Origin of the sequence: Alloactinosynnema sp. L-07 (genome assembly GCF_900070365.1) — a bacterium.
In the GTDB taxonomy this organism is placed as follows: Bacteria; Actinomycetota; Actinomycetes; order Mycobacteriales; family Pseudonocardiaceae; genus Actinokineospora.
Genome location: NZ_LN850107.1, coordinates 5,063,471 through 5,089,410, shown reverse-complemented (window position 1 = coordinate 5,089,410; position 25,940 = coordinate 5,063,471). Strand labels below are relative to the sequence as shown.

Genomic DNA, 25,940 nt, shown 5'->3' with positions numbered 1-25,940 from the left:
CGGGTGGAAACCGGCGAGGACTACCGCGACTGCGACCTGCACGGCCAAGAGTGGGACCAGCGGCACTTCACCGACTGCGACTTCACCGACGCCGACCTGCGCGGCCTGGTCACCACCGGCTGCACGTTCACCAACTGCGACTTCTCCCGCGCCGACCTGGGGGAGTCGCGCCACCGCACGTCGGCGTTCCGGTCGTGCAAGTTCGACCGCGCGACGCTGATGTTCAGCGAGTTCGTCGGCTGCAGCCTGATCGGGTCGACCTTCCTCGACTGCCGCCTGCGCCCGTGGACCGTACGCGACACCGACCTCACCCTGGTCGCCCTCGCGGGCGCCGCGCTGCGCAAGACCACGCTGTCGGGCCTGCGCTTCCGCGAGGCGAACCTCACCGACGCCGACCTGCGCGACACCGACCTGCGCGACGCCGACCTCACCGACGCGCGCCTGCGGGGCACCCAACTCGACAACGCCGACCTCCGCGGCGCCCGCATCACCGCCGACGGCCTGGTCCACGCCAGCTTCCGCGGCGCCCGCGTGGACCTCGACACGGCCATCGCCTTCGCCGTGGCCCACGGCCTCCGAATCGACTAGTGCGGACGCGTCGGGGGCTCCCGGCCGGGGATCTCGACGAGGTGTCCACTCTCCAGCAGTTCCGCGATCGAGCGGGCCAGAATGAACGCCGTCCCACCGCCAGGCTGCTCGAACCACGGGATAGCGATGCCGGTCAGGGCTTCCGTCGCGCGCATCACCCGATAGGCCCGATACGGCCGCGTCACCCAATCGGGTACCAGCGAGCGCCGCTCGAATGGGGTGCCCGCGAGGTAGGTCAGGTTGCCGCCGGGCTCGCCGTAGCGGTCGATCTCGGTGCCCGGTGCCAACTCGGTGATCGCTTTGCCGCGGAACAATGTCAGCGGCGGCTCACCCGGCCGCGGCTGGATCGGCCAGTCCTGCGGCTTCCGCGGCACCTCCACCTGCCGCGGCGTCGGCCTCGGCGCGGTGCGGCTGCGCTGGTACTCGTCTTCGTCCTCGTCGTCGAACACCGGCGCGGGCGCGGCCATGGTCGGCTGGAACAACTCCTGAGCCTTCTCCACCGGCAGCGTCGGCCGGAACAACTCGTCTCCGGTCGGCGGCACCGCCCGCCGGGCGCGGTGGTCGTAGTCGTCATCGTCGTCCACGAGGTCGGCCAGCGAAGCCCGCACAGTCGCGGGTCCCTCAGCGGTCTGCTCGTCGAACAACAGCTTGCCGACCAGGAAAGCCCCCGCGTCCGTCGCGCCCGCGAACACCGCGGAGGACACAAACTCCCGATCGAACCAGCCGACCCGCCACCCCTCGGCGGTCCGCACCATCGCCCACCCGGGCACGTCCGGGGTCGCGCCGATCCGGTATCGGGATTCAGCGATCCCCAACCCGGCGAGCCGCTCCCGAACCCGGTCGACAGCCGCTTCGACCCCAGGCTCGTCGTCGGCGGACGACCAGGCCGGGGCCACCACGGGCGCGGGTTCGGTGGGCGACACGTCACCCGGCGGGATCGTGGCGGGTTCCGCGACCCAGTCGGAGCGCTGTTCGCCGAGATCGGTCGGAGAAAGATCACCTGCCGGGATCCCCATCACGACAGCTGCCGCCTCGCCGAACTCGGGCTCGCCCGACGCGGGAGTCAGTCCATGGGTCGTGTCACGCCCTTGACGATCATCGCGGACGTCACCGACCGCATGCGATCCGTTCACCCGTGCGTGGTCGGCCGCACGGCCACCGATCGGAGCCGCACCCGGTCCCTGGTAGTCGAGTTCGTCGGACTGGACCGCGGTGGTCACCTGGTCGCCAGCGGATGTCCGATCACGCGTCTCTTGATCACCAACCGCCGCCTGACCGGCCACCTGGTCGCCGAACGGTGCCTGGTCACGGAACAGGGCGTCGTCGCCTGCAGGCACCTGGCCAACAGCCGACGCTTGGTTACCGATTGACGGGTGGTCGGTGCCGGGCGCTCGGTCACCGAGTGATGCGTGGTCGCTGATGGGCGCCTGGTCACCGAACGGTGCCTGGCTGCTGTCCGATGTTCGATCGACGATGGGTGCTTCGTCGGCGAGTCGCGTTTGATCGCTGGTCGCTTGCTCGGTGAATCGAGCCTGGTCGCCGACCGGTGCCGATCCGGCGACAGGGGCCGAGTGGTTGGCGGGTGCGTGATCGCGGGCCGTTTGGCCACCCACGAACCCTTCCTCGGCGAACGATCGGTCGCCTGCGGGTGCCCGATCCTTCGAGAATGGTTGGTCGGCGAACGCCGTCTGGTCGGCGGAGGTTGGTTGGTCCGCGAAGGGTGGTTGGTCCGCGAAGGGTGGTTGGTCCGCGAAGGGTGGTTGGTTGCCGAAGGGCGGTTGGTCGGCGGTGGAGCGTTGGTCGGCAGCAGGGGACTGCTCGGCAGCCCAACTGGGCCTGCCTTCGGAAGTCTCGGGGCCTGGAGCGTCGTGGTCGGCGGTCCCGCTGACGGACGCCGGGAGTTCGGTCGACCAGTCGGTGGCCGCCATCGCGGCGGTTTCGGCCGGTGACCATGCCGACGTGGGTTGTTCGGCGGGCTCGGGTTTCGGCTGCTCGCCGGTGTTCCAGTCAGTGGGGGACCAGTGGGCTGTCCGCTGCTCGTCCTCGTGTCCGGCCATCGACGGCTCCGCGCTCCAGCGCGGGGCGGCTTGGTCGGCCACAGTCGGCTCGACGGGATCAGTAACCGGTCGGCCCTGCTGGTCGTGGGCACCACCCGGTTCGGTCGCCCAACCGCGCGGCGGAGCCTCTGATGGGGCGCCACCCGATGACGCTTGCGGTGTGCCGGAGTCGGCCAGGTGGCCGCTGCCCGACTCGCTCGCGGTCAGCGAAGGGGCGCCGTTGGGCGGTTCTTCGCTGGTGACAGAGGGCGGGCCAGCGGTCGCGCCTTCGGCACTGGCGAACGACCGGTCGTCGGTTTTGCCTTCGGCAATGGCGACTGATCGGCTCTCGGTTGGTTGTTCGGCCGGTCGGCTGTCGTCTTCGCGTGCGGCGTGGGTTCGGCTGTCGGCCGGGCCTTCGGTGAAGGTGAAGGGGTGGCTCTCGGCTGGTTCGTCAGCAGTGGCGGACGATCGGCTCTCAGTTGGTTCTTCGGCGGGTGCGCTGGGGCTTTCGCTCGCGGTGGAGGGTCGGCTGTCGGCCGGGCCTTCGGTGAAGGTGAAGGGGTGGCTCTCGGCTGGTTCGTCAGCAGTGGCGAATGACCGGCTCTCACTCGGTTGTTCGGCCGGTCGGCTGTCGTCTTCGCGTGCGGCGTGGGTTCGGCTGCCGGCCGGGTCTTCGGTGAGCGTGAAGGAGCGGCTCTCGGCCGGTTCGTCAGATCGGCTCTTGGTTGGTTCTTCAGCCGGTCGGCTGTCGTCTTCGCGTGCGGCGTGGGATCGGCTGTCGGCCGGATCTTCGGTGGTGGCGACGGACTGGTCGGTCGGGCGTTCGGTGCCTGCAAACGATCGGTCGCCACGCGGGTCTTCACTGGTGGCGAAGGTTGTGTCATGGCTTGGACCTTGGTCCGCGCCTGCGGGCGGGCCGTCGTGGTGGGCGCGAGCGGCGTCGGCGGGTCGGACGTCGCTCGGGTGCGCGGGTCGGACTTCGGCCGCGGGACCTGTCCAGTGGCCGGGTGCCTGATCCGGCGTGCCTGCCGATGTGTCAACACCGTCCTGCCCGACCGCCGAGTCGGCAGGCGCGGGCAGTTGATCGGCCGCGTCGGTGGCTGAGTCCGGCTCGGCGGGCCTGCTGGGGTGTTCGCCTGCCGGGGAGGTGGACTCGGCGTCGGGCGGCGTGCCCGGCTGATCGGCGGTGAGCTTCTGGCGGTCCTTGTGGAGCATGGCGTAGCCCGCCTGCACCGGGATGGGTGGCACGGGACCGTCCGGACCCATGATCGGCGGTCGTGGGGTGGAGGCCGTTTGACCTGCCGTGCCTGGTCCGGTCTGTGGGAACGGCCGGCTCGCTGTCTGTTCGTCGGTGGGGGCGAAGCCCGCTTGGGCGCCATCGCTCGGCTGCGCGGTGCCGGTGGGCCTTCCGGGAAAGCCTCCGTGCCTGCCTGCGCCGAAGTCGGGTTCGGCCGGGCGGACAGGGGTGAACAGGTTCACGGGACGGTCCGCGCCCCCAGGGACAAGCCCAGCTGCCTGCACATCCGCTGGACGTCCGCCAACCGGCCTGCCCGCGTCCGCGGACCGGCCTGCGTCAACCGAGTGGCCCGCATCGGCGCCAACGGCTTCGCTCGCCTCCCGACGACCCGCCTCAGCCGGACGCCCCTCATCGCCGGAACGACCTGCCTCAACTGGACGGCCTGCCTCAACTGGACGGCCTGCCTGAACTGGACGGCCCGCTTCGGCCGGACGACCCGCATCCGCCGAGCGGCCAATGTCAGCGCCGCGACCCGTGTCGACTGGACGACCCGCGTCGCTGGGTCGGCCCGCGTCGGCGGGACGCCCGCCCTCGGCCGGGCCGCCGGCATCAGCCGAGCGATCCGCGTCACCAGGCCTGCCTGCGTCCGCCGGGCGACCCGTGTCCGGCTTGACCGCGTCCCCGCCCCGTCCAGGTTCGGCGTCCGGCCGGGCCGGTCGAGCGGCCTCCGCGGGCCGTGCGGCCCCGTTCGGGCGACGAGGACCGCCGCGGGTCAGGAAACTCGCTGCGGCGGTTCGGGTGGCTTCGTCCACATCTGGGGCACCGCCCGCCCGCCGGATGTGGTCCTGGAGCTCAAGTTCCGGGGGAATGCCGTGGACTCGCAGGTAGTAGTTGACCGCGGCGGGCCAGATCCACGTGCCGTCGGTGTGGAACGCGACCGGGACCGCCTGCCTGCCCTCGTCGTCCAGGTAGTCCTTGTCGAAGCCGCGCTGCGGCAGGGCGAGGGGGGCGCTGTCGAGGTAGCGCAGCACTTCTTCGGCGTCCTCGATCGGCGGCCGGTTCACCATGGGCCGACCGCTCGGGCCCGCCCCGTCGAAGATCCGGGCGACGCGGAACGGGGGCTTGAGTCCGGCCATCCTGCGCAGCAGCCAGTCGGGCACGTTCTGTTCCTCGCGGGGGAACGTGCGAAGATCATCAGCGTAGGCCGGGGGCGGCGGCGGGTTGACCCACCGCGGTTCCTCGCGGTCGTATTCGAGGTTGTAGGCCGACGGCTGGTCCAGCTGGTAGCGGGCGTTGTACCAGGTGCCGCGGCCCTCCCGGTACATCCCGGCGCGCAGCCTGGCGAAGAGCACGGCGATGTCCGGGGAGACCTTGATCTCCTCAACGGTCTCATCGGTGCGGGTCAGTTTGCCGGTGGCCTCGGCGTACCGGCCCAGGGCGCGGTACTCCACGCCGATCGACTGCCAGTCGGCGGGCGCCGCTCGGAGCAGGGCCAGCCCGATCTGCTTGACCAGGGCATCCTGTTCCGTCGGGTTCAGCTGCGTCGGTTGTGCCACGTAGACATCTTCTCCTGTCCGCAAGCCCCCGGCATACGGTGGTTCGGTCGTTGACCCTGCCACATCGCTCGACAGCGGCACGGGGCAACCTGTTTGTGTCACCGTCACATCTGTGCCAACCTTCGCGGCATGTCCGAGGGCGATCTCGCGCCGCACCTGTCTCGTCTGGGGCTGCCCGACGACGAGATCCGCTGCTACACCTACCTGCTGCGCACCGGCCCGTCGACGGCCGAGGAGATCGCGGTCGGGTCGGCCGAACACCTTGACCTGGTCCGACGCGGTCTGCGCGCGCTGATCGACGCGGGTCTGGTCGGCGCGGGTGGCCCCGACGGGCTGACGATAACGCCGGTCCCGCCCGCCTCCGGTCTACAGATCCTCAGCCGCCGCCGGGAGTCGGAGCTGGAGCAGGCGCGGGTCGCCACGCTCAACGCGTACGACACGTTCCGCCGCGCGATCTCCCCACAGCGCACCGATGACCTGATCGAGGTGGTCACCGGTACCGCCATCGCCCAGCGGATCCAGCAGATGGAGCTGAGCGCGCGCACCGAGATCCGCAGGCTGGACTCGCCCCCGTACTTCACCGAGGGCCACGTCAACAAGGCCGAGCTGGAGCAGCTGGCCCGCGGCGAGGTCACCTACAAGGTCGTCTACTCGCGTGCCGCCGTCGAGGACCCCGGCCGCTACGCGCACAACATCCAGCCGTGCGTCGCCGCCGGTGAGCAGGCCAGGGTCCTGCCCGAGGTGCCGGTCAAGCTGACGATCATCGACCAGCAGTTCGCCACCGTCTCGCTGCCCGTCGCCGAGGCCGACGTCAACCGGTCGCTGCTCGTCGTGCGGCCCAGCAGCCTGCTCTCGGCCCTGATCGGGCTGTTCGAGGCGTCGTGGCGGCTGGCGGTGCCGCTGCACGGTGCCGTCCGCGCGGCCTCGCCGGTGCAGCCGATCGAGCAGCGCCTGCTCGGCCTGCTCGCCGCGGGCGCCAACGACGACTCCATCGCCCGCCAGCTCGGCGTCAGTAGGCGCACGGTGTTCCGGCACCTGCAGCGCCTGATGGACCACGCGGGCGCCACGACCCGCTTCCAACTCGCCGTGCACGCCGTCCGGCACCGCTGGATCTGAGCGTGTCGAAGCCGTTGGGCGCGGTCGTCGCCGTGCTCGGCGGTGTCGTGCTCGCGCTCCAGGCGCGGATCAACGGCGAGTTGGGCAGCGCGCTGGGTGACGGCCTGATCGCGGCGGCTATCTCCTTCGCCATCGGCCTGGTGATCCTCGCGAGCGCAGTGGCCGCCACACCCGCAACCCGGGCGGCGGTACAGCGCCTCATCGACGGTCTGAGGGCCCGCCGACTGCGGCCGTGGCAGTGTCTCGGCGGCACCGCGGGCGCCTGGTACGTGACATCCCAGGGCTTGACGGTGTCGGCGCTCGGGGTCGCGGTGTTCACCGTCGCCGTCGTGGCGGGCCAGGTCGTCAGCAGCCTGGCGGTCGACCGGGCGGGCCTCGCGCCAGGCGAACCGCAGCCGATCACGGCGTCGCGCGCCTTTGGGGCGGCGCTCGCGGTCGTCGCCGTCGGGGTCGCGGTGTCCGACGAGTTCGGCAGGTCGGGACACCTGTGGCTGGCGCTGGTCCCAGCGCTGGCCGGGGTCGGGATCGGCTGGCAGCAGGCGGTGAACGGCCAGGTCAGGGCGACCGCCGACAGCGTCGCGGTGGCCTCGGCCCTCAATTTCGCCGTCGGCCTGGTCGCGCTCCTGCTGGCCTCGGGGGTCGACGTCGCGCTGCGCGGGCTGCCCGACGCGCTGCCGCCGCAGTGGTGGCTCTACGCGGGCGGCGCGCTGGGCGTGTTCGCGCTGTCGACCGCGGTGTTCGCGGTGCGGCTGATCGGTGTGCTGATGGTCGGCCTGTGCGCGGTCGCGGGCCAGCTGGCGGGCGCGCTGCTGCTCGACGTGGCCGCGGGCGGGCTCCAGGCCGCCACGGTCGCGGGCGTGGTGATCACCTTCGTCGCGGTGGGGGTCGCCGCCAGTCCACGCCGCGAGTGAGAGGATGGGGCCCGTGACCGCGACGATTCTTGACGGCAATGCCACCCGTGACGCGATCCTCGCCGAGTTGCGCGGCCGGGTCGAGGCCCTCGCCGCGCGCGGTGTGGTTCCCGGCCTTGGCACGGTGCTGGTCGGCGACGACGCAGGCTCCCAGTCCTATGTCCGCAGCAAGCACCGCACCTGCAAGAAGATCGGTCTCAACTCGATCCGCCGCGACCTGCCCGCCGAGACCACCCAGGCCGAGCTGGAAGCCGTCATCGACGAGCTGAACGCCAACCCGGAGTGCACCGGCTACCTGATCCAGCTCCCGCTGCCCGGCCACCTCGACGCGGGCCGCGCGCTGCAGCGGGTCGACCCGGCCAAGGACTCAGACGGCCTGCACCCGGTCAACCTGGGCAAGCTCGTCCTCGGCGACGAAGGCCCGCTGCCGTGCACCCCGGTCGGCATCGTGGAGCTGCTGCGCCGCTACGACGTCCCGCTCGCGGGCGCGCGCGTCACCGTGGTCGGCCGCGGTGTGACCGTCGGCCGCCCGCTGGGTCTGCTGCTGACCCGCCGCAGCGAGAACGCCACGGTCACCCTGTGCCACACCGGCACCAAGGACCTCGCCGCCGAGGTCCGCCGCGCCGACATCGTCGTCGCGGCCGCGGGCAACGCGGGCCTGATCACCGCGGACATGATCAAGCCCGGCGCCGCGGTGCTCGACGTCGGCGTCACCCGCACCGACGCGGGCCTGGTCGGCGACGTCCACCCGGACGTGCGGGAGGTCGCGGGCTTCCTGGCCCCGATGCCCGGCGGCGTCGGCCCGATGACCATCGCGATGCTCATGAGCAACACCGTCGCCGCCGCGGAGCGGAACCTGTCCGCGTGAGCGGGGGCCGCGCACCGGTAAGCACCCCGCCCTGGTCCATCTGCCGTTCGCGCTGGTGATGGCGGTGGTGGTGGTCGGGCTCGTGCGGATCACCCAGTACTACTGGCGTGAGGGAACGGTGTGGATCGGCCTCGCGCTGCTGTTGGCCGCGGGCCTGCGCGCGCTGCTGCGCGACGAGCAGGCGGGCCTGGTGGCGATCCGCAGCCGCGCTATCGACGTGCTCGCCTACACCGCCTTCGGCGTGATGGTGATCGCGGTCGCGATGACCATCGAGGGTGGCCCGCTCTCGCGCTGATCAGGCGGGCGCCATGGTCAGACTCTCGATCATGGCCAGCGAGTCCTCCTCGCTCAGCGCGACACTGAGCAGCTCGACCACGATCCGGTCGTAGATCTTGACCTCGGCAAGGTCCTCGACGATCACCGTCGATGTTCGGTTCTCCAACACCACCACGGCGCCGCGCTCGCGGAACTGCAGCCGCTGGAACGGTCCGCCGAGGCCGGGGTGGCCGTGCGGCAGGTCGGGGACCACGCGGATGGTCACGTTCGGCTTCCGCCCCGCCTCGCCCAGGTAGCGCAGCTGGCCCCGCATGACGTCGCGGCCGCCGACGGCCGCGCGCAGGGCCGACTCGGCCACGATGGCGAAGAACCGCGGCGGCTGGGCCCGGCGCAACACGGCCTGACGGCGCAGGCGGTGGGTGTACTGCTCCTCGACGCAGCTCTCGTCGATCATGCTGACCTCGCGCAGCGCGGCCTGGGCGTAGGGGACGGTCTGCAGCAGCGCCGGGACGATGGCCTGCTCGTAGTCGACCAGCATGGTCGCCTTGGACTCCAGCACCCGCAGCGTGGCCGACTGCGCCCCGCCCATGCCGTCGACCAGGGCGAGCAGGTCGTCGCGGCGGGAGCCGTGCACGCCGTAGACCTTGAGGAGCAGGTCGACGTCGCCGGACTTCTGCGGTTTGCGGCCGTTCTCCATCCGGCTCAGCTTCGACGTGCTGATGCCGGTCCGCACGGTCACCTCCGCCAGGCTCAGCCCCGCCCCCTCCCGATGCCCGCGCAACTCCTCGCCGAGCAGTTCGATAACCATGTTCCGGTGTGATTCCCTCCGCCTGGCCCGCCGATGCGCTCATGATCGACCGCGCGGAGGGGCTGATGACGCAGTTCAGGGGCCTGTCGGCACAGAACCACCCGATAGGGACCGTCGAGACCCTTCTCACCGCGCGCGGTCCGGACCCCCGGGTGCTTGGTAGCCTCCCGGGTGCCGGGCGACGCTGCTGACAGGGCAGCCTGCCGCGTGGACGCGCCCGTGAACCAGCGGTCTCTCCTTGAGACCGCAACGTCCGCTTACTCGGGAGGATCCGCCAAGTGGCACCCGTCAACGTCACCGTCACCGGCGCCGCCGGCCAGATCGGCTACGCCCTGCTCTTCCGCATCGCCTCCGGGCAGCTGCTCGGCGCCGACACCCAGGTCAACCTGCGGCTGCTGGAGATCCCGCAGGCGGTCAAGGCCGCCGAGGGCACCGCGATGGAACTCGACGACTGCGCCTTCCCGCTGCTCAGCGGCATCGAGATCACCGACGACGCCAAGAAGGCGTTCGACGGGGTGAACGTGGCACTGCTGGTCGGCGCCCGCCCCCGCGCCGCGGGCATGGAGCGCGGCGATCTGCTCGCGGCCAACGGCGGCATCTTCAAGCCCCAGGGTGAGGCGATCAACGCCGGTGCCGCCGACGACGTGCGCGTGCTGGTGGTCGGCAACCCGGCCAACACCAACGCGCTCATCGCCGCGTCGCACGCGCCGGACGTCCCCCGCGAGCGCTTCACCGCGATGACCCGCCTCGACCACAACCGCGCGATCTCGCAGCTCGCGGCCAAGCTGGGCGTGCCGGTCACCGAGATCAAGAAGCTGACCATCTGGGGCAACCACTCGGCCACCCAGTACCCCGACCTCTTCAACGCCGAGGTCGGCGGCCGCAACGCCGCTGAGGCCGTCAACGACGAGGCCTGGCTCGCCGACACCTTCATCCCGACCGTGGCCAAGCGCGGCGCGGCCATCATCGAGGCCCGCGGCGCTTCGTCGGCCGCCTCGGCCGCCAACGCCGCCATCGACCACATCTACGACTGGGTCAACGGCACCGCCGAGGGCGACTGGACCTCCATGGCCATCCCGTCGGACGGCTCGTACGGCGTGCCTGAGGGCCTGATCTCGTCGTTCCCGGTGGTCTGCGCGGGCGGCCGGTACGAGATCGTCCAGGGCCTGGAGATCAACGAGTTCTCCCGCGCCCGCATCGACGCCTCGGTCGCCGAGCTGGCCGAGGAGCGCGACGCGGTCAAGGAGCTCGGCCTTATCTGATCCGCTGGATTCCCCAACGCCCGGCCGGGACTTCCGGCCGGGCGTTCGGCGTCACTGGGGGTAGAGCAGGAACGTCGCGCCCTGGCTGACGTCGTCGTGGGCGTCGTCGGCCTCGCTGGGCTGGTAGTCGAGGAACTTGGTCTGGCCTTGTTCCCTGCTGACGACGACGGCGTGGCCGCTCCCGTCGGCGCGGACGAAGCACAGCGCGAACTTCTTGTCGTTGTCGTCCGCGGCCGCGACGACGGCCTGTTGGACCTCGTCGAAGGTCGAGTACTCGGTGTAGGCGGTGGACAGGCCCGCCGCGGCGAACAGCTCATCGACCTCGGGGACGGTGGCGCCGCCCGCGTACTGCATCAGCTCGGTCTCGGTGATGAGCTTGTCCACCGTGATGCCGCGCAGGGCGGCGGCGGTGCAGTAGTAGCAGTTGTCGTCGAGGGCGTAGGTGTTGGTCGGTTCGTCCTCGGCGATGTCCATGGGCTCGGCGGTGACGGCCTGGTAGTCGTCGAGCGTCACCTCCACGTACCACCAGGTGTTGTCCTCGGGGCTCAGCCACATGAACACGGCGGCCTCGGTGGCACTGACCTGGTGCGCCGCCACGTTCTGGGTGATCACCTCCGCCCACCCCGAGACGTCGTCGAGCGGGTCGCCGTAGAAGGTGTTCGATCTGGAGAAGCGCATACATCGAGGAATACCCCCTGGCCAGGGGCGCCGTCGCGGATGGGAAGGCCGCAGGAAGGGCAGCGTTTCGTGTCCTGTTGGGACCGACAGCTCGTAGGTGCCGATCCCGTTACGAACTCCCTGCAAACGGGTATATACCGATCGTGGCCTCGTCCCCCGATCGCGTGAATGTGCAGGTCTTGGCATCACAGACCGCCGAGCGCGACGTTTCCCAGCTGACGGGTTCGCACAACCACGAGCGGAAACCGGGAACAGGAGGCGACGAGATGACCACCAACGCGCAGCACACTGAGCAACTCATCTCGCTGTATGGCGGCAGCACCCCGGTGCGCTCCCGGTGGACGTACCGGGCAGACGAACCGTTCACCATCACCGCGGCGTTCCAGACCGACCGGGACCGCTGGGTCGAGTGGATCTTCGCGAGGGACCTGCTGGTCGCGGGGCTGATCGGCCCGTCAGGCGAGGGTGACGTGCGGCTCAGCCCGGAGTTCTCCGGCGGTAAGTCGGTCATGGTGCTCGAGATCGAGTCGCCGGAGGGGCACGCGGTGCTGGAAATGGACCACGACGCGGTGGAGCGGTTCTTGCTGGCCACCACAAAGATCGTTCCGTTGGGTGCGGAGAGCGATCATTTCGACGTCGATGCCCTGATCGAGGAAATCACGAACGTGTAATCCCGCGGACCTGATGGCCGCCTGCCGACTCGGCAGGCGGCCATCAGTGTTTCCAGCGGTAATTACAGGCAGGCCTGGGACAGCGCGTTGACCGCGCCGACCTTCTCCTTGGCCCACGCCGCCACGTTCGCGGGGTCGATCGAGCCGGGGCCGAGCGCCCCGATCTTGTCCGACACGCCGTTGATGGCGTCCTTGAGCGTCGTGTCGCCGGTCTTCTCCGCGAGCGCGGACAGCTCCTGCGCGGTCTTCTCCGCGTCCTTCACCGCCTGGTCAGGGTTGGAGACGTCCGGGTAGAAGCCCGCGAGCCGGACCGCCTCAAGGCAGATGCTCGCCTTGTCGGTGGCCGCGTCAGCCGCGCTCGTGGCCTCGCGCACCTGCTGGCACGCGGTCAGACCAGCCGTCAGTACCGCCGCGGCCAGGATGGTCGCCAGCCGAGATCGCATGGTGCCCCCCTTGTGGAGTCGAAGAGGGCCACAGGCTACCTAGAGCTGTGTCCACGAACGTTGCCAGGCTCTCGACGGCCCAGCTTCCCGCTGGCCGCACCGCCGGAACGCCCAAGTACACCCAGTACGAGCGGCATTCCGGCGGCACGCCCAGCGGAAACCTGGATCCGCCGATAGCCCGACAACGCTCATGGACACAGCTCTAGTCGCATCAGGGGGACTCGTGCTCGACCTCGCAGTCGGGCCCTGGGAAGACCAGGCCCTGGTGTCCGTCATCGAACTTGACCAGATACGGCGGGGCGCCGTCGGCGCCGCGCACCTCAACGATCTCACCAAGAGCGTCCGCATTGCCGACCTTGCGACCGTGGACATGAAGTCGGTCGCCTACCGCTGCTCGCATGGGGCCACCTCCGGTGAATCAGGGTAAGCGGGACGGCGCGCGTCAGCCACCGGTGAAGACGCTGCGCGAGCTGTCGCCCTCGGCCGGGCCCGCGATGCAGTACAGGTATGTGCGGCCCTGTGCGCCCGCGTCGGACGGGATGATGTCGATCTCCCAGCCGGTGGTGTCGGCGTCGGTCTCGGTTCGCTCTCTCATGACTTCGGCTGAGCACGCGGCTTTGACCTCGGGCAGTTCGAGGATCTGGCTGACGTTGAGGATGGCGTTCTCGTCCGACAGCCACAGGCCGCTGAACGCCTCGTTGGGGTGGGGCTCGGTGCACGGGATGGCGCGGGCCTGCACGTCGCGGTCGCCGACGGTGACGAGCCCGCCGAAGCAGGCGTCGGTCACGCAGAATGAGGCCTTGCCGCAGTCGGCCATCTTCGGCGGGACGGCGTCCTTCTTGCTGGTGTCGGCGCTCTGCCCGCTCTGACTGTTCTGAGCTACCGCGGTCTCCGGGGTGACCAGCCCGCGCGCGAGGAAACCCGCGGCGAGCAGCGCCACCCCGGCCACGGCGCCCGCGGCGATCCGCCCGGCCCGCCGCTTCGGCGTGACCGCGGGGGTGATCCGCCGGGGCGGCAGCAGCCCCCGCAGCTCGTCGCGCAGTTGCTCGGCGCTGAGGGTCCGCCTGCCGGAGTCGGCCTCCAGCGCGCCGAGCAGGGCGGAGTTGAGCAGCGGCGGCGCGTGCTCGATCGGCGCGACCGGCGCGCGCAGGGCGGCGACCAGCGAGTCCAGCGAGCTCGACGGCCACGGGATGTCCCGCGGCCGCCTGCCGCTGGCCAGCGTGTAGAGGGTCGCCCCCAGCGAGTAGATGTCCCCCGCCCGACTCGGCGCCGCATGCGCGAACACCTCGGGCGCGGCGTAGTTGGGGCTCAGTGCCCCGACGGTCACGGTGTGCTCGGCGTGCGCGTCGAGGATGGCGGCCAGCCCGAAGTCGGCCAGCTTCACCGCCCCGAACGCGTTGACCAGGATGTTCGCGGGCTTGATGTCGCGATGCAGGATCCCGGCCGCGTGCGCGTGCGCCAGCGCGTCGGCCAACTGCCCACCGATCTCGATCACCCGATCGACGGCGAGGACGCCTTCGCGGGCCTGCACGTCGGCGAGGGACCCGCCCGTGCACAACTCCATGACGATGTACGGGCAGCCATCGGGCGTCACCCCGGCGTCGTACACGTTGACCACATTCGGGTGCCCCGAGAGCCGCGCGGCGGCCCGAGCCTCGCGAAGGAACCGAATCCGGTCGCGCTCGGTCGCGAGCACCCGATTGTCGACCTTGACCGCGACATCGCGCTCAAGGCGGTCCTGACGGGCGAGGAAGACGGTGCCGAACCCGCCTTGGCCGAGCGGGCCCGCGAGCGTCAGACCGGGGATGACGGGAGGCTGCACGCGGGCAATCTAGCTACCCGTTCTTCGCCGCTGCCTTGGCGGCCTTCTTGAATGCCCGCACCTCACCCAGACTGACCTGATCGACGACGTCGGCCACCGACCGATGCGCCCCGTCATCGCCATAGCTCCCCGCGGCCTCGCGCCAACCGTCAGCGGTGAGGCCGCGCTGCTTGCCGAGCAGGGCGATGAAGATCTTCGCCTTCTGCTCCCCGAACCCCGGCAACGCCTTGAGCCGCTTGAAGATCTCCGCGCCGGACGGGTCACCATCGGTCCAAATGGCCTGCGTATCACCGTCGTAATGCTCGACGAGGTACTGGCACAGCGCCTGGATCCGCTTGGCCATCGACCCCGGGAACCTGTGCACTGCGGGCGGGGTGGCCGCGATGGCCGCGAACTTCTCGGCGTCGTACTCGGCGAACGTGCGGGCATCGATCTTGCCGATCCGGTCGGCCAGCTTCTTCGGCCCTCCGAACGCGACCTCCATGGGGATCTGCTGATCAAGAAGCATGCCGAGGAGAAGGGCCAATGGACTCTCCTCCAGCAGGGCGTCCGCCTCCGGATTCTGGGCGATGCAGAGCTTGGTCATGGCCTTATCATGCCCCGAGGCGGTATGCCCTGCCGTAAGCTGGGCACATGACAGCCGAGGCGCATCGGTACGACGACATTCATGAGCTCGTCGACCAGTTGAATCCCGTCCAGGCGGATGCCGTGCGCGCTGTCGTGTTGCAGCTCGTCACCGGTTCCGGTTCGAGTTTCGCTCCGGACCGGCAGGTACGGCGGCTGTCATTCGCGGGCAGTGTGACTGCTGAGCCCGACTTCGCCGAGCGATCCGAGGACATTCTTCGGGAGATCAACCGTCGGTCCGCCGGGTGATCATCACGGATACTGGTCCACTGGTTGCGGTGGCCAATGATCGTGATGATCACCATCAGCGTTGCCTGGCGCTTCTTGAGGGGCATATGGGCCCTGTTCTCGTGCCCGCCCCAGTTGTCGTCGAAGTTTGCCAGCTTCTCGAAAGCCGTCGTGGCAGTCGAGCTGAGGCGCTTTTCCTCAGTGCCCTGGGTGAGGGCGAACTTCAGGTTGTCAACCTACTTCCGGTCGACTATGTGCGGGCGGCGAAACTGGTGGAGAAATACGCCGATCTGCCCATCGGGGCTGTGGACGCGTGTGTGATCGCCGTCGCCGAGCGACTGGATGTCCATGAGATAGCCACGCTCGACCGCAAGCATTTCAGCGTGGTTCGGCCAGACCACATCCCGGCGTTCACACTCCTCCCAGACTGACCTCGCGTGACCCCGGCTCCGGCTGGTGTCGGCAGCCGCCGAGACGATCTTGTTCGGTGGGTTGTGCGGTTAGGGCGCAAGAAGCCGAACCGTACAACTAATGCGCGCATCCCATGTGGTCCGACGCCGTTCCGGTTGCCGGTCTGTGGAGGCAGGCGCAGGCTGGCAGGCGTCACGACGGACAGGGAGTGGGCGGATGGCGGTTTGTGATACCTGCGGCAACGACTACTGGATGGCCTTCGAGGTGCGCACGGTCAGTGGCCAGGTGCACACCTTCGACAGCTTCGAGTGCGCGATCACCAAGCTGGCGCCCGTGTGCGAGCACTGTCGCTGCCGCATCCTCGGCCACGGGGTCGAGGTCGAGGGCCGCTTCTTCTGCTGCGCCCACTGCGCCCACAGCGCCGACGCCGAACTCGGGTCACAGATCCGCGACGCCGTCGGGGCGCACCCTGGCTAGGCCCAGAACTTCCAGTCGGGCATCTCGATCAGGTTCCACGGGGTCAGGTTGACCCCGTCGAGTACCGGCAGGGCCCCTGCCCGGTGCAGCGCGATCGCCGACGCCCAGACGGCGATCAGGGTGACCAAGGGGCCGACCATGGCCATCTCGACGCGGCCGCCGGTGCGCATGCGGAGGAACTTCGGTGGGGCGACGGGGTACCAGGTGCGCCAGGCGATCGGGACCGGCCAGAGGATCGGGCAGCCCTGCTCGGTGATGGCGTCGCCGAGGTAGTGGGCGATGCAGCCGATGGCGACGGCGACGCCGCAGGCCGCGGCGTCGGCGTCGGTCCGGTCTGTCCATTTGAGACAGGCGTAGGTGAGCATCACGGCGGTACCGGTGATCCACAGCGCGTCGTTGCGGGGGCACCACTTGTGCATGATGCCGCGCACGGCGAGGCCGCTGAAGAAGAACATGAGCACCGGCAGCGCCCAGGAGCGGCTGGTCTGGATGGTGGCCGTGGTGATCACGGCGGCCAGGGCGGCGAAGACCAGGGTGTGGGTGAAGCCGCGGTGGCCGCCGTCGCGGTCGCTGTCCCGACTGGTCCTGGTGACCTGGTAGATCCCGTGGCTGACGGCGTTGATCAGCTTCGACCCGGCCGCGGTGACCTGGCCGAAGGTGGTCGACACCGTCGACTGTGGGTGGTCGAGGTCGGGCAGCAGCGCCGCCCCGGTGGCCAGGACGGCGCCGACCAGCCAGCCTTTGATCGACAGTGTGCCCAGCGCCGTGTCGGCGGCCAGGGCGGTGACCGCCGCCCAGGCGGCCAGGCCGCTCATCGCGTGGGTGGGTCCGGTGGCCATGGCGGTATTCGATCACGGGCGGCCGTCAATCCCGACGAAGGACTACCCTCGGCCGAGTGTCGCGCCCTGAGCTTCCCATCAAGACCCGCCGCCTGGTCCTGCGTCAGTTCTCCATGGACGACCTGGACGCACTGCACGCGATCCAGTCCCGCGAGGACGTCGCGAAGTACCTCTACTGGGAGCCCCGCACCCGCGAGGAGACCGAGGAGGCGCTGCACGTCTATCTGACGTCGACCTCGCTCGCCAAGGAGGGTGACGGCCTCCGGCTGGCCGTCACCCTCGCCGACACCGGCGAGCTGATCGGCGACGTCATGCTGCTCTGGACGAGCGAGCAGCACCAGGGCGGCGAGATCGGCTACACCCTCCACCCCGACCACGGCGGCAAGGGCTACGCCGGTGAGGCCGCCGTCGAGATGCTCAAGGTCGGATTCGACGAACTCGGCCTGCACCGCGTCATCGGCAGGCTCGACGCCGACAACCGGGCGTCCGGGCGGCTGCTGGAGCGGCTCGGCATGCGCTTCGAGGCCAGGTTCAAGCAGAACGAGTTCGTCAAGGGCCGCTGGGCCGACGAAGCGGTCTACGCGATGCTCGCCGACGAATGGCGTGAGCTGACCGAGTCCTAGGGTGAGTGTGCACACAGGCATACGAAGCGCGTCCAGTTACCAGTACGCTTGTACCGTTTGAAGGCGCGCAGTAAGGCGAGAGGAGCACCGCGGCTCATGGCCAAGATCAAGGTCCAGGGAACGGTCGTCGAACTCGACGGCGACGAGATGACCCGCATCATCTGGCAGTTCATCAAGGACAAGCTGATCCACCCGTACCTGGACGTCAACCTGGCGTACTACGACCTGGGCATCGAGCACCGCGATGCCACCGACGACCAGGTGACCATCGACGCCGCCAACGCCATCAAGGAGCACGGCGTCGGCGTGAAGTGCGCGACCATCACCCCGGACGAGGCTCGGGTCGAGGAGTTCGGCCTCAAGAAGATGTGGGTCTCGCCCAACGGCACGATCCGCAACATCCTCGGCGGCGTGGTGTTCCGCGAGCCGATCATCATCTCCAACATCCCGCGCCTGGTGCCCGGCTGGACCAAGCCGATCATCATCGGCCGTCACGCCCACGGCGACCAGTACAAGGCCACCAACTTCAAGGTGCCCGGCGCCGGTGAGCTGACCATGACCTTCACCCCGCAGGACGGCTCCGAGCCGATCCAGCACGTCGTGGCCAACTACGGCCCCGACGGCGGTGTGGCGATGGGCATGTACAACTTCAACAAGTCCATCGAGGACTTCGCCCGCGCGTCCTTCGCCTACGGCCTGAACCGGAACTACCCGGTCTACATGTCGACGAAGAACACGATCCTCAAGGCCTACGACGGCTCGTTCAAGGACATCTTCCAGAACGTGTTCGACACCGAGTTCAAGGCCGAGTTCGACGCCAAGGGCCTGACCTACGAGCACCGCCTGATCGACGACATGGTCGCCGCGGCGATGAAGTGGGAGGGCGGCTACGTCTGGGCCTGCAAGAACTACGACGGTGACGTGCAGTCCGACACCGTCGCGCAGGGCTTCGGCTCGCTGGGCCTGATGACCTCGGTGCTGATGACCCCGGACGGCAAGACCGTCGAGGCCGAGGCCGCGCACGGCACGGTCACCCGGCACTACCGCCAGCACCAGGCGGGCAAGCCGACCTCGACCAACCCGATCGCGTCGATCTTCGCGTGGACCGGCGGCCTCAAGCACCGCGGCAAGCTGGACGGCACCCCCGAGGTGATCGGCTTCGCCGACGCGCTGGAGAACGTCATCATCGAGACCGTCGAGAGCGGCCGGATGACCAAGGACCTCGCCGCGCTGGTCGGCCCGGACCAGGAATGGCAGACCACCGAGGACTTCCTCGGCACGCTCGACGAGAACCTGCAGAAGAAGATGGCGGGCTGACACTCGTTCGGGAAGCCCCTCGCCCCGCGGCGGGGGGCTTCTCGCTGTCTATGTGACGCTGCGTCGCCGTCGTTGGCTCCGACGGGTGTTTCCCGGCTGATCACTGGCGCCGCGGCTGCGGGATGCGGGACCGTGGAACCAGGAGTACCGCGACAAGGAGCGTGCGAAGTGCTGCTGGTGCCCAAGACTGTGCTGATCGGCGGTGCCGTGGTGGCCGTCGCCTACATGTACTCGGTCGGCGGCGACGCCAACGGAAGCTCCCCGACCAGCGGCGCGGCGAAGTGCCGGATGTCGGTCACCGCCGACGTCCTGAACGTTCGGGCGGCCCCCGATATCCACGCGGGCGTGGTCGGCAAGTTCAAGCAAGGCGCGGAAACCGACGCCGACACCGTCGTGCGGAACGGCTACCGCCAGCTCGCCGCCAACCGCTGGGCGTCGACGGACTTCCTCCAGGCGCTGCCGGGCCGCACCTGCTGATCCCCGTAGGGTGTGCGGGTGCTGACGGTATCCACGATCAACGTCAACGGCCTGCGCGCCGCGGCCAAGAAGGGCTTCGTCGAGTGGCTCGCGGCCACCCCGGCTGATGTCGTGTGCCTGCAGGAGGTCCGCGCCACCGCCGACGACCTGCCCGACGACCTGGCCGCGCCCGCGGGCTGGCACACCGCGCACGCCGACTCGACAGTGCTCAAGGGCCGCAACGGCGTGGCGATCTACGCCCGCCAGGAGCCCACCAGCGTCCGCGTCGGCCACGGCGTCGCCGAGTTCGAGGCCAGCGGCCGCTACGTCGAGGCCTGGTTCCCTGGCCTGGCCGTCGGCAGCCTGTACCTGCCCAGCGGCGACGTGGGGACGCTGCGGCAGGAGCAGAAGGAGCGCTTCATGGCCACCTTCCTGCCCTACCTCACCGAACTGCGCGAGAAGGCAGCGGCGAGCGGGTGCGAGGTGGTCGTGTGCGGCGACTGGAACATCGCCCACCAGGAGATCGACCTCAAGGCGTGGAAGACGAACCGGAAGAACTCCGGCTTCACCCCGGGCGAGCGCGCGTGGATGGGGCAGGTCTTCACCGAGTACCGGGACGTGCAGCGGACGCTGGAGCCGGAGGGGCCGGGGCCGTATACGTGGTGGTCGTACCGGGGCAAGGCGTTCGACAACGACTCCGGCTGGCGTATCGACTATCAGGTCGCGACGCCTGGTCTGGCGGTACGGGCGCGGACCGCTGTCGTTGAGCGGGCGCCTTCCTATGCGGAGCGTTGGTCGGACCATGCTCCGGTGACGATCACCTATGACTGGCCCATGGCTGGGGATCAGTGACGGCGAGATGTGCCTGGGTGCCCGTTTGGGTGGTTCGCCTTGATTTGGGGCCCCTCGAATGGGCCTGCGCGGGTCTAAAAGGTGGGCTAGGTGAAGCCCACCCGCGCCGAAAGTTTAGGCCCATTCACCCCAAATCAAGGCGAACCACCCAAACGGGCCGTTGATCTTGGCCCCTTGCGTGACGCTTGCTGTTTGCCATGCCGCGGCGCGGTGGCCTGCCTCCGCGTAGGCCGTTCGGGGTACTTCGGTCCTGGTGTGCCCGAACTCGTCGGCGCAGTGTGTCGGGTGGCGGCGGGGACCGTCCCGTCGCGCCCCGGCAGTCGGGCGGTAGGCGCCCGGCTGGTGACCGTTGGAGGTTGCCATGGCGGATGTGCAGATCAGCAATCTGGAACGTGAAGGCGAGGTCCGGCAGTTTCACGCCCACGGCCATCTGACGCTCGGCAGTGCGGGCGGCATGACGCTCGGCATGGGTTCCTTCGAGCCGGGGTGGCGGTGGTCGGAGGACGTCAAGCCGCTGGCGGGCACCGATGCTTGTCAGGTCCACCACATGGGTTACGTGATGTCCGGGTCCATGGGCATCCGGCTGGAGGACGGCACCGAGTGTCAGGTCAACGCCGGTGACGTGGTCGACATCCCGCCCGGCCACGACGCGTGGGTGGTCGGCGACCAGACCTGCACGGTTCTCGACACCTCGCCGGACGCCACGGCCTATGCCAAGGGGCCCTCGCAGCGCGTGGCGCCGTACGCCGATGCCGACATGGCCGCCGTGCACGCGGGTTACGCGGCGTTCAACTCTCAGGACATTCCCGGGCTGATGGCGGTGCTCGCGCCGGACTGTGTCCAGTACAGTCCCGGCAACAGCCAGATCGCGGGCGAGTACCGGGGTGTTGAGGCCGTGCTCGGCTACTACGGCAAGATCGGCGAACTCACCGGCGGTCAGTTCCGCGCCGACCTGCTTGAGACCCACAGCGACGGCCGCGGCCATGTCACGGCGGTCCACCAGATCACCGCGACCCGCAATGGCGTCACCCGGGTCAGCCGCGGTTCGATCGTGTTCACCTTCGTCGACGGCCGCGCCGCCGAATTGAGGGAACTGCACGCCGACCTGGCCGGGGACGACGCCTTCTTCGCCTGAGTCCTGCTGTGGAACCTCGACCCGCCGCGACCGGGGCGCGGCGGTCGAGGGGCAGGCATCCCTGTTCGCAGGTCGGTGGGTGATCGACTACCCACTGCCGGTGGTTGATCCGCCGGGGTCTACCCTCGATCGAGACAACCGATAGTGCGGTTTCGGGGACGCAGGGTTGACACACTCGGTAGCTTTTTCATGGTCCACGCAGTGTGCTTAGTCCAATCGAGGGACGGTACAACGGTGTCAGGCGGTGTCAGTTCGTGAACGCGGAAACTCTGCGCAGTCACGCGCGGCGGGTCGCGGTGATCGGCTCGGTCGCGAGTGCGCAGGTGGTGTGGTCGGCACAGTCGGCCGCCGCGCAGGCGATGACCGAGAGCAGCGTGCCCTCCGGGCTGACCGGCCCGGTCGGGATCGTCGCGGTGGTGTTGGGGGTCGGCGGGCTCATCGCGGGGCTCGTCCGCAGGCGCAAGGTCGCCAAGGTGGTCAAGGTGCCGCTGCCTGGGCCACGCCAAGCCGCGCGCGCCACGGTGAGCCAAGACTAGGCGCTGTCCTGCGAGTCCGGCACGCGCTATCCGCGCCCGGACGGCCCCTGGCCGCACGGGCGGAAAGCCCAAGTACACCCAGTACGAGCGGCTTCCCGCCCGCACGCCCAGGAACCGCCCGGATCACGGATCCCACGCACCGGACTCACAGGACAGCGCCTAGAGACATGAAACAGCGGGCCCCGCAGGAGAACTCCTGCGGGGCCCGCTCTCTTTCCCGATGAGTCTTACTTGACCGCGTCGAGCGCGTCGATCACGCCTGCGCCGTAGAAGCCGCGGCCGGTGGTGCCGCCCTCACAGGTGGCCTTCCACGCGCCGGTGCCGTCCGGGTCGTAGACGCCCTCGGGGCACGCCTGGCGGTCGGCGCCGCGCTGCAGGGCGTGGATCACGCGGGTGGCCGACCAGGTCGGGTGCGCCGAGCGGATCAGGGCGACGACGCCCGCCGCGTGCGGGGAGGCCATCGAGGTGCCCTGTTTGTAGCCCCACTTGCCGTTGACCACGGTCGACAGGATGCGGCCGTTGGCGTCGGGGGTGCTGGGGATCTGCATCCGGTCGCCACCGGGCGCGGCGACCTCGGTCTCGGTGCGGCCGTAGTTGGAGAAGAAGGACTTGAGGCCCTTCACGCCAACCGACGACACGCCGACGACGCCGTGCACCTCGGCCGGGAGCTTGGTGCAGTTCTCACCGGTGGTGCGCTCGATCGGGGTCCCGTTGTTCGGGCTGCCCGAGTCGACGATGTCGTGCGAGAGGTCCCAGTTGCTGTTGCCAAGCGCGGCGACGTTGACGACGTTCTTGCGGTTGGCGTAGCGGATCGCGCGGCTGACGGCATCGGCGACGGCCTTCTGGTCGGCGTCGTCCTTGCACCACAGGTACCACGGGTCGACGAAGTACGAGTTGTTCGTGACGTGAACGCCATGCTCGGCGGCCCAGATGAACCCGCAGATCGCGTACTCGGGCCAGATGTACCCGTCGTCGTTGACGACCTTGATCGACGCCAGCTTCACGCCCGGCGCGACGCCGACGATGCCGACGCCGTTGCGCGCGGCGGCGATGGAGCCCGCGACGTGGGTGCCGTGGTCGCTGGTGGTCGGCGCCCACGCGGCCGGGGAGGTGTCCGGCACACCCTGGTTGGTGCAGCCCACCGAGCGCGAGGCGTCGATGTTGGCGGCGAGGTCGGGGTGGGTGGCCTCGATGCCGGAGTCGAGCACGCCGACGACGACGTTCGAGCTGCCCTCGTTGATCTTGTGCGCCTGGTCGGCCTTGATCATCTTGAGGTCCCACTGGTTGGCGGCCAGCGGCTCGGGTTCGGTCAGGGAGCCCTTGGGGCTGTCGACGACCGACTCGGTGTCCTCCAGCGCGCGCTGGTTTGCCCCGGACCGGGCCTGCGCCGAGTCGGCCGCGAGGGCGCCAACCGGGGCGGGTGTGACCAGCTCGGCCAGGTTCTGCGTCGCGCCCGCGCCGGTGACCCCCGGCTTGGAGCGCACGGCCGCGGCGAAGCCGGGGTCGGCCGAGGTGGCCACCACGACGCCGATCTGCGGCCAGCTCTTGACGATCGTGCCGCCGGTGGCGAGCACGGCGGCCTCGGCCTTCCTGAAGCCATGGCCCTGGGCGCCGAGCACCACGAAGTGCGCCACGGGGCCGTCGGCCGCCGCAGGCGCGGCGGGCGCTGCGGTGGCGGGCTGGATCAAGGTGGCCGCGAGGCCGGTGATGGCGGCGATCACCACCGCTCCGCTGAGGACGCGGAGCCGGGATCGACTGAGCACGAAGAACCTCCAGAGGTGACTGTTTCGGCGAGCGGCGTAGCCGATCAGGCTTTGATGCCACCCGGTTCCGGAGAACCTGTCATCACGCCACCCTATGAGCAATCGCCCGGATGGCGCAGCACACGGCCCGCCTCCCCGGAGTTTCTAGGCAGGGTCACCTTCAAGGGCACGTGCGGACAGGTGCGCACCGTGGTCGGCTGCCGTCACGGTCCCCTTTGGCTGCGGTCTAGTGGTGGGTCGCGAACTCGGACAACCCGGCCCCTGCCGGTGCAGGCGGGACTGGGACAATCGGTGGCGTGTCGACCGAGCAGAGCACCGCCCCCGCGCCCAAGCCGCGTGTGTTGTCGGGGATCCAGCCGACAGCGGACTCGTTCCACCTGGGCAACTACCTTGGCGCGGTCCGCCAGTGGGTGGCGCTGCAGGAGACGCACGACGCGTTCTATTTCATCGCCGACCTGCACGCCATCACCGTCGAACACGACCCCAAGCTGCTGCGCAAGCGCACCAGGGTCTCGGTGGCCCAGTTGCTGGCCCTCGGGCTCGACCCGGAGCGCGCGACGGTCTTCGTGCAGAGCCAGGTGCCCGAGCACGCCGAGATGGGCTGGGTGATGCAGTGCCTCACCGGGTTCGGCGAGGCGGGCCGGATGACCCAGTTCAAGGACAAGTCGGCCAAGCAGTCCGCCGACCGGGTCAGCGTCGGCCTGTTCACCTACCCGATCCTGCAGGCCGCCGACATCCTGGTTTACCGCCCGCAGTACGTCCCTGTCGGCGAGGACCAGCGCCAGCACCTTGAGCTGACCCGCGACCTCGCGCAGCGGTTCAACTCGCGGTTCGGCAAGACGTTCCTGCCGCCGGAGCCCTACATCCTCAAGGACACGGCCAAGATCTACGACCTGCAGGAACCCGGCGCGAAGATGAGCAAGTCGGGCTCCGCCACCGCGGGGATCATCGACCTGCTCGACGACCCGAAGGTGTCGGCCAAGAAGATCCGCTCCGCGGTCACCGACACGGGCCGCGAGGTCGTGTTCGACCCGGAGAACAAGCCGGGCGTGAGCAACCTGCTCGGCATCTACTCGGCCCTGACCGGGCGCGGCGTCGACGAGTTGCAGGCAGCCTACGAAGGCAAGGGCTACGGGGACCTGAAGAAGGACCTCGGCGAGGTCGTCGCCGACTTCGTCACCCCGGTCCGCGACCAGGTCAAGTCCTATCTGGACGATCCGGCCGAACTCGACAAGGTCCTCGCCCGCGGCGCCGAGCGCGCTCGCGAGGTCGCCTCGGTCACCCTGGCCAGGGTCTACGACAAGATCGGCTTCCTGCCCGCGCCCAAGTAACCCGATTGGGTTTGCGGGACCGCTTGGCGCCCAATAGCTTTCAGTGGTGACGGAGAGTGCGGCCAACCCCGAGTCCAAGATCGCCCGCCTGCGTCGACGGCGGCCGGGAATCGATCACCTGATCAGGGCTTACGACGCGTTCACCGAGCGCTACGGCAACCACTTCGCCGCGTCGATCACCTATTTCAGTGTCCTGTCGCTGTTCCCGCTGCTGCTGATCGCGGTCGCGGTCACCGGTTTCGTCCTCGCCGGGCAGCCCGACACCCTCACGGACCTGCGGAACTCGATCACCGAGGCGGCTCCGGCCGGACTGCGCGACCTGCTGACCGATCTTGTCAACGCGGCGGTCGAGGAACGCGGCAAGGTCGGTGTCATCGGCCTGATCACCGCCCTCTACACCGGCCTCGGCTGGATGACGAACCTCCGCGACGCCCTGACCGCGCAGTGGGGCCAGAAGCCGGTCGTGCAGCCATTCCTGCGCGGAATCGCCGTCGACCTGCTGGCCCTGCTCAGCCTCGGCGTGGCGATCGTGGTCTCCTTCGGCCTCAGCGCGGTAGGCGGCGGCGCGGCCGACTGGCTGCTGGACAAGGTCGGCCTGGGCGGCTACGGCTGGGCGAAGGTCCTCCTGATAGTGATCACCACCCTGTTGTCGCTGGCGGCGAACTGGCTGGTCTTCCTCTGGGTCATCACCCGACTACCCCGAACCCCCGTCCGAATCCGCAGCGCCATGCGCGGCGCTTTGGCCGCCGCTGTGGTGTTCGAGGCGCTCAAGGCGGTCGGGACGATCTACCTCAACATCGTGATCGGCGGACCGCTGGGCACGATCGTCGGCCCGATCGTGGGTCTGCTGGTCTTCGCGAACCTGGTCTCGCGAATGCTGCTGTTCATCACCGCCTGGACCGCCACGGCCAAGGAGAACTTCGTCCCCAAGCCAGTCCAGGCACCCCCGCCCGCGGTGATCCGCCAGACCGTAGAGGTGGCAAGGACACCACGGATACGCGAGGCAGCAGGCCTCCTCGGCGTAGGCGCCCTACTAGGACTGGCCCTACGCAGGCGGCGCTAGCGTCCTGCGG

27 protein-coding genes are annotated in these 25,940 nt (G+C 69.6%); 18 read left to right on the top strand and 9 right to left on the bottom strand.

Going from position 1 to position 25,940, the window contains the following annotated elements; all coding sequences use genetic code 11:
- Positions 1-3 precede the first annotated feature (3 nt).
- The gene (locus BN1701_RS22770) at positions 4-588 is read left to right on the top strand and encodes a pentapeptide repeat-containing protein (protein WP_054052025.1); all 585 of its coding nucleotides are present in this window, start codon (positions 4-6) and stop codon (positions 586-588) included.
- Here the strand turns inward: BN1701_RS22770 and BN1701_RS38305 are convergent.
- Entirely contained in the window at positions 585-5,420 is a 4,836-nt protein-coding gene (locus tag BN1701_RS38305) for a glycohydrolase toxin TNT-related protein (protein ID WP_054052023.1), read from the bottom strand. The two genes, BN1701_RS22770 and BN1701_RS38305, sit on opposite strands and share 4 nt — an antisense overlap.
- A gap of 129 nt (positions 5,421-5,549) precedes the next feature.
- Here BN1701_RS38305 and BN1701_RS22760 point away from each other — a divergent pair, with 129 nt between their 5' ends.
- Genes BN1701_RS22760 through BN1701_RS22745 form a run of 4 tightly spaced genes read left to right on the top strand, consistent with a single transcriptional unit; the run spans position 5,550 to position 8,610 of the window.
- On the top strand, positions 5,550-6,536 hold the full coding sequence (locus BN1701_RS22760) for a LuxR family transcriptional regulator (RefSeq protein ID WP_054052021.1): 987 nt from the start codon (positions 5,550-5,552) through the stop codon (positions 6,534-6,536).
- Between the two features lie 2 nt (positions 6,537-6,538).
- Positions 6,539-7,447 (top strand): DMT family transporter, encoded by a 909-nt coding sequence (locus BN1701_RS22755; protein ID WP_054052019.1) that lies wholly within the window; start codon positions 6,539-6,541, stop codon positions 7,445-7,447.
- Between the two features lie 13 nt (positions 7,448-7,460).
- Positions 7,461-8,315, top strand: a complete 855-nt coding sequence (locus tag BN1701_RS22750) for a bifunctional methylenetetrahydrofolate dehydrogenase/methenyltetrahydrofolate cyclohydrolase (protein WP_197672135.1) — start codon at positions 7,461-7,463, stop codon at positions 8,313-8,315.
- A 58-nt stretch (positions 8,316-8,373) separates the two neighbouring features.
- Entirely contained in the window at positions 8,374-8,610 is a 237-nt protein-coding gene (locus BN1701_RS22745; protein ID WP_054052015.1) for a DUF3017 domain-containing protein, read from the top strand.
- Here BN1701_RS22745 and BN1701_RS22740 read toward each other — a convergent pair whose 3' ends face one another.
- Positions 8,611-9,399 (bottom strand): helix-turn-helix transcriptional regulator, encoded by a 789-nt coding sequence (locus BN1701_RS22740; protein WP_054052014.1) that lies wholly within the window; start codon positions 9,397-9,399, stop codon positions 8,611-8,613.
- Positions 9,400-9,677: 278 nt separating this feature from the next.
- On the opposite strand from BN1701_RS22740, the gene BN1701_RS22730 reads away from it, so the two are divergent.
- Positions 9,678-10,661: a malate dehydrogenase gene (locus BN1701_RS22730; protein ID WP_197672134.1), complete on the top strand. Its 984-nt coding sequence runs from the start codon at positions 9,678-9,680 to the stop codon at positions 10,659-10,661.
- 51 nt (positions 10,662-10,712) lie between these two features.
- On the opposite strand, the gene BN1701_RS22725 is transcribed toward BN1701_RS22730, so the two are convergent.
- Positions 10,713-11,339, bottom strand: a complete 627-nt coding sequence (locus BN1701_RS22725; RefSeq protein ID WP_054052008.1) for a hypothetical protein — start codon at positions 11,337-11,339, stop codon at positions 10,713-10,715.
- 266 nt (positions 11,340-11,605) lie between these two features.
- On the opposite strand from BN1701_RS22725, the gene BN1701_RS22720 reads away from it, so the two are divergent.
- Positions 11,606-12,010: an SsgA family sporulation/cell division regulator gene (locus BN1701_RS22720; protein WP_054056054.1), complete on the top strand. Its 405-nt coding sequence runs from the start codon at positions 11,606-11,608 to the stop codon at positions 12,008-12,010.
- A 62-nt stretch (positions 12,011-12,072) separates the two neighbouring features.
- Here the strand turns inward: BN1701_RS22720 and BN1701_RS22715 are convergent, their stop codons facing one another.
- The 4 genes from BN1701_RS22715 to BN1701_RS22700 form a co-directional block, all read right to left on the bottom strand.
- Positions 12,073-12,453: a bacteriophage spanin2 family protein gene (locus tag BN1701_RS22715; RefSeq protein WP_054052007.1), complete on the bottom strand. Its 381-nt coding sequence runs from the start codon at positions 12,451-12,453 to the stop codon at positions 12,073-12,075.
- Between the two features lie 211 nt (positions 12,454-12,664).
- Complete coding sequence (locus BN1701_RS34550) at positions 12,665-12,853, bottom strand: DUF1918 domain-containing protein (protein ID WP_082859998.1); 189 nt, start codon at positions 12,851-12,853, stop codon at positions 12,665-12,667.
- Between the two features lie 42 nt (positions 12,854-12,895).
- Positions 12,896-14,275, bottom strand: a complete 1,380-nt coding sequence (locus BN1701_RS22705; protein WP_054052003.1) for a serine/threonine-protein kinase — start codon at positions 14,273-14,275, stop codon at positions 12,896-12,898.
- A 13-nt stretch (positions 14,276-14,288) separates the two neighbouring features.
- Positions 14,289-14,861: an HhH-GPD-type base excision DNA repair protein gene (locus BN1701_RS22700; protein WP_054052001.1), complete on the bottom strand. Its 573-nt coding sequence runs from the start codon at positions 14,859-14,861 to the stop codon at positions 14,289-14,291.
- A 47-nt stretch (positions 14,862-14,908) separates the two neighbouring features.
- Here BN1701_RS22700 and BN1701_RS22695 point away from each other — a divergent pair, with 47 nt between their 5' ends.
- The 3 genes from BN1701_RS22695 to BN1701_RS22685 all read left to right on the top strand — a co-directional run bounded on the left by BN1701_RS22695 (position 14,909) and on the right by BN1701_RS22685 (position 16,015).
- Positions 14,909-15,148 carry a hypothetical protein gene (locus tag BN1701_RS22695; protein ID WP_054052000.1) on the top strand — a complete coding sequence of 80 codons (240 nt, stop codon included), beginning with the start codon at positions 14,909-14,911 and terminating at the stop codon, positions 15,146-15,148.
- Complete coding sequence (locus BN1701_RS22690; protein WP_054051998.1) at positions 15,145-15,558, top strand: type II toxin-antitoxin system VapC family toxin; 414 nt, start codon at positions 15,145-15,147, stop codon at positions 15,556-15,558. The genes BN1701_RS22695 and BN1701_RS22690 overlap by 4 nt, the downstream gene beginning before the upstream one ends.
- Positions 15,559-15,754: 196 nt before the next feature.
- Entirely contained in the window at positions 15,755-16,015 is a 261-nt protein-coding gene (locus BN1701_RS22685) for a hypothetical protein (RefSeq protein ID WP_054051995.1), read from the top strand.
- Here BN1701_RS22685 and BN1701_RS22680 read toward each other — a convergent pair.
- On the bottom strand, positions 16,012-16,854 hold the full coding sequence (locus tag BN1701_RS22680; RefSeq protein ID WP_054051994.1) for a metal-dependent hydrolase: 843 nt from the start codon (positions 16,852-16,854) through the stop codon (positions 16,012-16,014). The two genes, BN1701_RS22685 and BN1701_RS22680, sit on opposite strands and share 4 nt — an antisense overlap.
- A 56-nt stretch (positions 16,855-16,910) precedes the next feature.
- On the opposite strand from BN1701_RS22680, the gene BN1701_RS22675 reads away from it, so the two are divergent.
- From BN1701_RS22675 to BN1701_RS22650, 6 genes are all read left to right on the top strand, one after another.
- Complete coding sequence (locus tag BN1701_RS22675) at positions 16,911-17,477, top strand: GNAT family N-acetyltransferase (RefSeq protein WP_054051992.1); 567 nt, start codon at positions 16,911-16,913, stop codon at positions 17,475-17,477.
- Between the two features lie 96 nt (positions 17,478-17,573).
- Entirely contained in the window at positions 17,574-18,794 is a 1,221-nt protein-coding gene (locus tag BN1701_RS22670) for an NADP-dependent isocitrate dehydrogenase (RefSeq protein ID WP_054051990.1), read from the top strand.
- Between the two features lie 168 nt (positions 18,795-18,962).
- Positions 18,963-19,271: an SH3 domain-containing protein gene (locus tag BN1701_RS22665; RefSeq protein ID WP_231949675.1), complete on the top strand. Its 309-nt coding sequence runs from the start codon at positions 18,963-18,965 to the stop codon at positions 19,269-19,271.
- Between the two features lie 18 nt (positions 19,272-19,289).
- Positions 19,290-20,102: an exodeoxyribonuclease III gene (locus tag BN1701_RS22660; protein ID WP_054056052.1), complete on the top strand. Its 813-nt coding sequence runs from the start codon at positions 19,290-19,292 to the stop codon at positions 20,100-20,102.
- 361 nt (positions 20,103-20,463) lie between these two features.
- On the top strand, positions 20,464-21,237 hold the full coding sequence (locus BN1701_RS22655) for a nuclear transport factor 2 family protein (protein WP_067520852.1): 774 nt from the start codon (positions 20,464-20,466) through the stop codon (positions 21,235-21,237).
- 254 nt (positions 21,238-21,491) lie between these two features.
- Positions 21,492-21,773, top strand: coding sequence for a hypothetical protein (locus BN1701_RS22650; RefSeq protein ID WP_054051987.1), 282 nt, complete (start codon positions 21,492-21,494; stop codon positions 21,771-21,773).
- Between the two features lie 227 nt (positions 21,774-22,000).
- Here BN1701_RS22650 and BN1701_RS22645 read toward each other — a convergent pair whose 3' ends face one another.
- Positions 22,001-23,536: a S8 family serine peptidase gene (locus tag BN1701_RS22645; RefSeq protein ID WP_157368165.1), complete on the bottom strand. Its 1,536-nt coding sequence runs from the start codon at positions 23,534-23,536 to the stop codon at positions 22,001-22,003.
- A gap of 296 nt (positions 23,537-23,832) precedes the next feature.
- Between BN1701_RS22645 and trpS the strand changes: the two genes are divergently transcribed.
- Positions 23,833-24,867 carry a tryptophan--tRNA ligase gene (gene trpS / locus BN1701_RS22640; RefSeq protein WP_054051985.1) on the top strand — a complete coding sequence of 345 codons (1,035 nt, stop codon included), beginning with the start codon at positions 23,833-23,835 and terminating at the stop codon, positions 24,865-24,867.
- A gap of 46 nt (positions 24,868-24,913) precedes the next feature.
- Positions 24,914-25,930 carry an inner membrane protein YhjD gene (gene yhjD / locus BN1701_RS22635; protein ID WP_054056050.1) on the top strand — a complete coding sequence of 339 codons (1,017 nt, stop codon included), beginning with the start codon at positions 24,914-24,916 and terminating at the stop codon, positions 25,928-25,930.
- The last annotated feature ends 10 nt before the right edge of the window (positions 25,931-25,940 follow it).

Coding starts and splice junctions, on each gene's coding strand:
- BN1701_RS22760 (WP_054052021.1), top strand. CDS start 5,550: ATGTCCGAGGGCGATCTCGCGCCGCACCTGTCTCGTCTGGGGCTGCCC.
- BN1701_RS22745 (WP_054052015.1), top strand. CDS start 8,374: ATGGCGGTGGTGGTGGTCGGGCTCGTGCGGATCACCCAGTACTACTGG.
- BN1701_RS22740 (WP_054052014.1), bottom strand. CDS start 9,399: ATGGTTATCGAACTGCTCGGCGAGGAGTTGCGCGGGCATCGGGAGGGG.
- BN1701_RS22725 (WP_054052008.1), bottom strand. CDS start 11,339: ATGCGCTTCTCCAGATCGAACACCTTCTACGGCGACCCGCTCGACGAC.
- BN1701_RS22720 (WP_054056054.1), top strand. CDS start 11,606: ATGACCACCAACGCGCAGCACACTGAGCAACTCATCTCGCTGTATGGC.
- BN1701_RS22715 (WP_054052007.1), bottom strand. CDS start 12,453: ATGCGATCTCGGCTGGCGACCATCCTGGCCGCGGCGGTACTGACGGCT.
- BN1701_RS34550 (WP_082859998.1), bottom strand. CDS start 12,853: ATGCGAGCAGCGGTAGGCGACCGACTTCATGTCCACGGTCGCAAGGTC.
- BN1701_RS22700 (WP_054052001.1), bottom strand. CDS start 14,861: ATGACCAAGCTCTGCATCGCCCAGAATCCGGAGGCGGACGCCCTGCTG.
- BN1701_RS22695 (WP_054052000.1), top strand. CDS start 14,909: ATGACAGCCGAGGCGCATCGGTACGACGACATTCATGAGCTCGTCGAC.
- BN1701_RS22685 (WP_054051995.1), top strand. CDS start 15,755: ATGGCGGTTTGTGATACCTGCGGCAACGACTACTGGATGGCCTTCGAG.
- BN1701_RS22680 (WP_054051994.1), bottom strand. CDS start 16,854: ATGGCCACCGGACCCACCCACGCGATGAGCGGCCTGGCCGCCTGGGCG.
- BN1701_RS22670 (WP_054051990.1), top strand. CDS start 17,574: ATGGCCAAGATCAAGGTCCAGGGAACGGTCGTCGAACTCGACGGCGAC.
- BN1701_RS22655 (WP_067520852.1), top strand. CDS start 20,464: ATGGCGGATGTGCAGATCAGCAATCTGGAACGTGAAGGCGAGGTCCGG.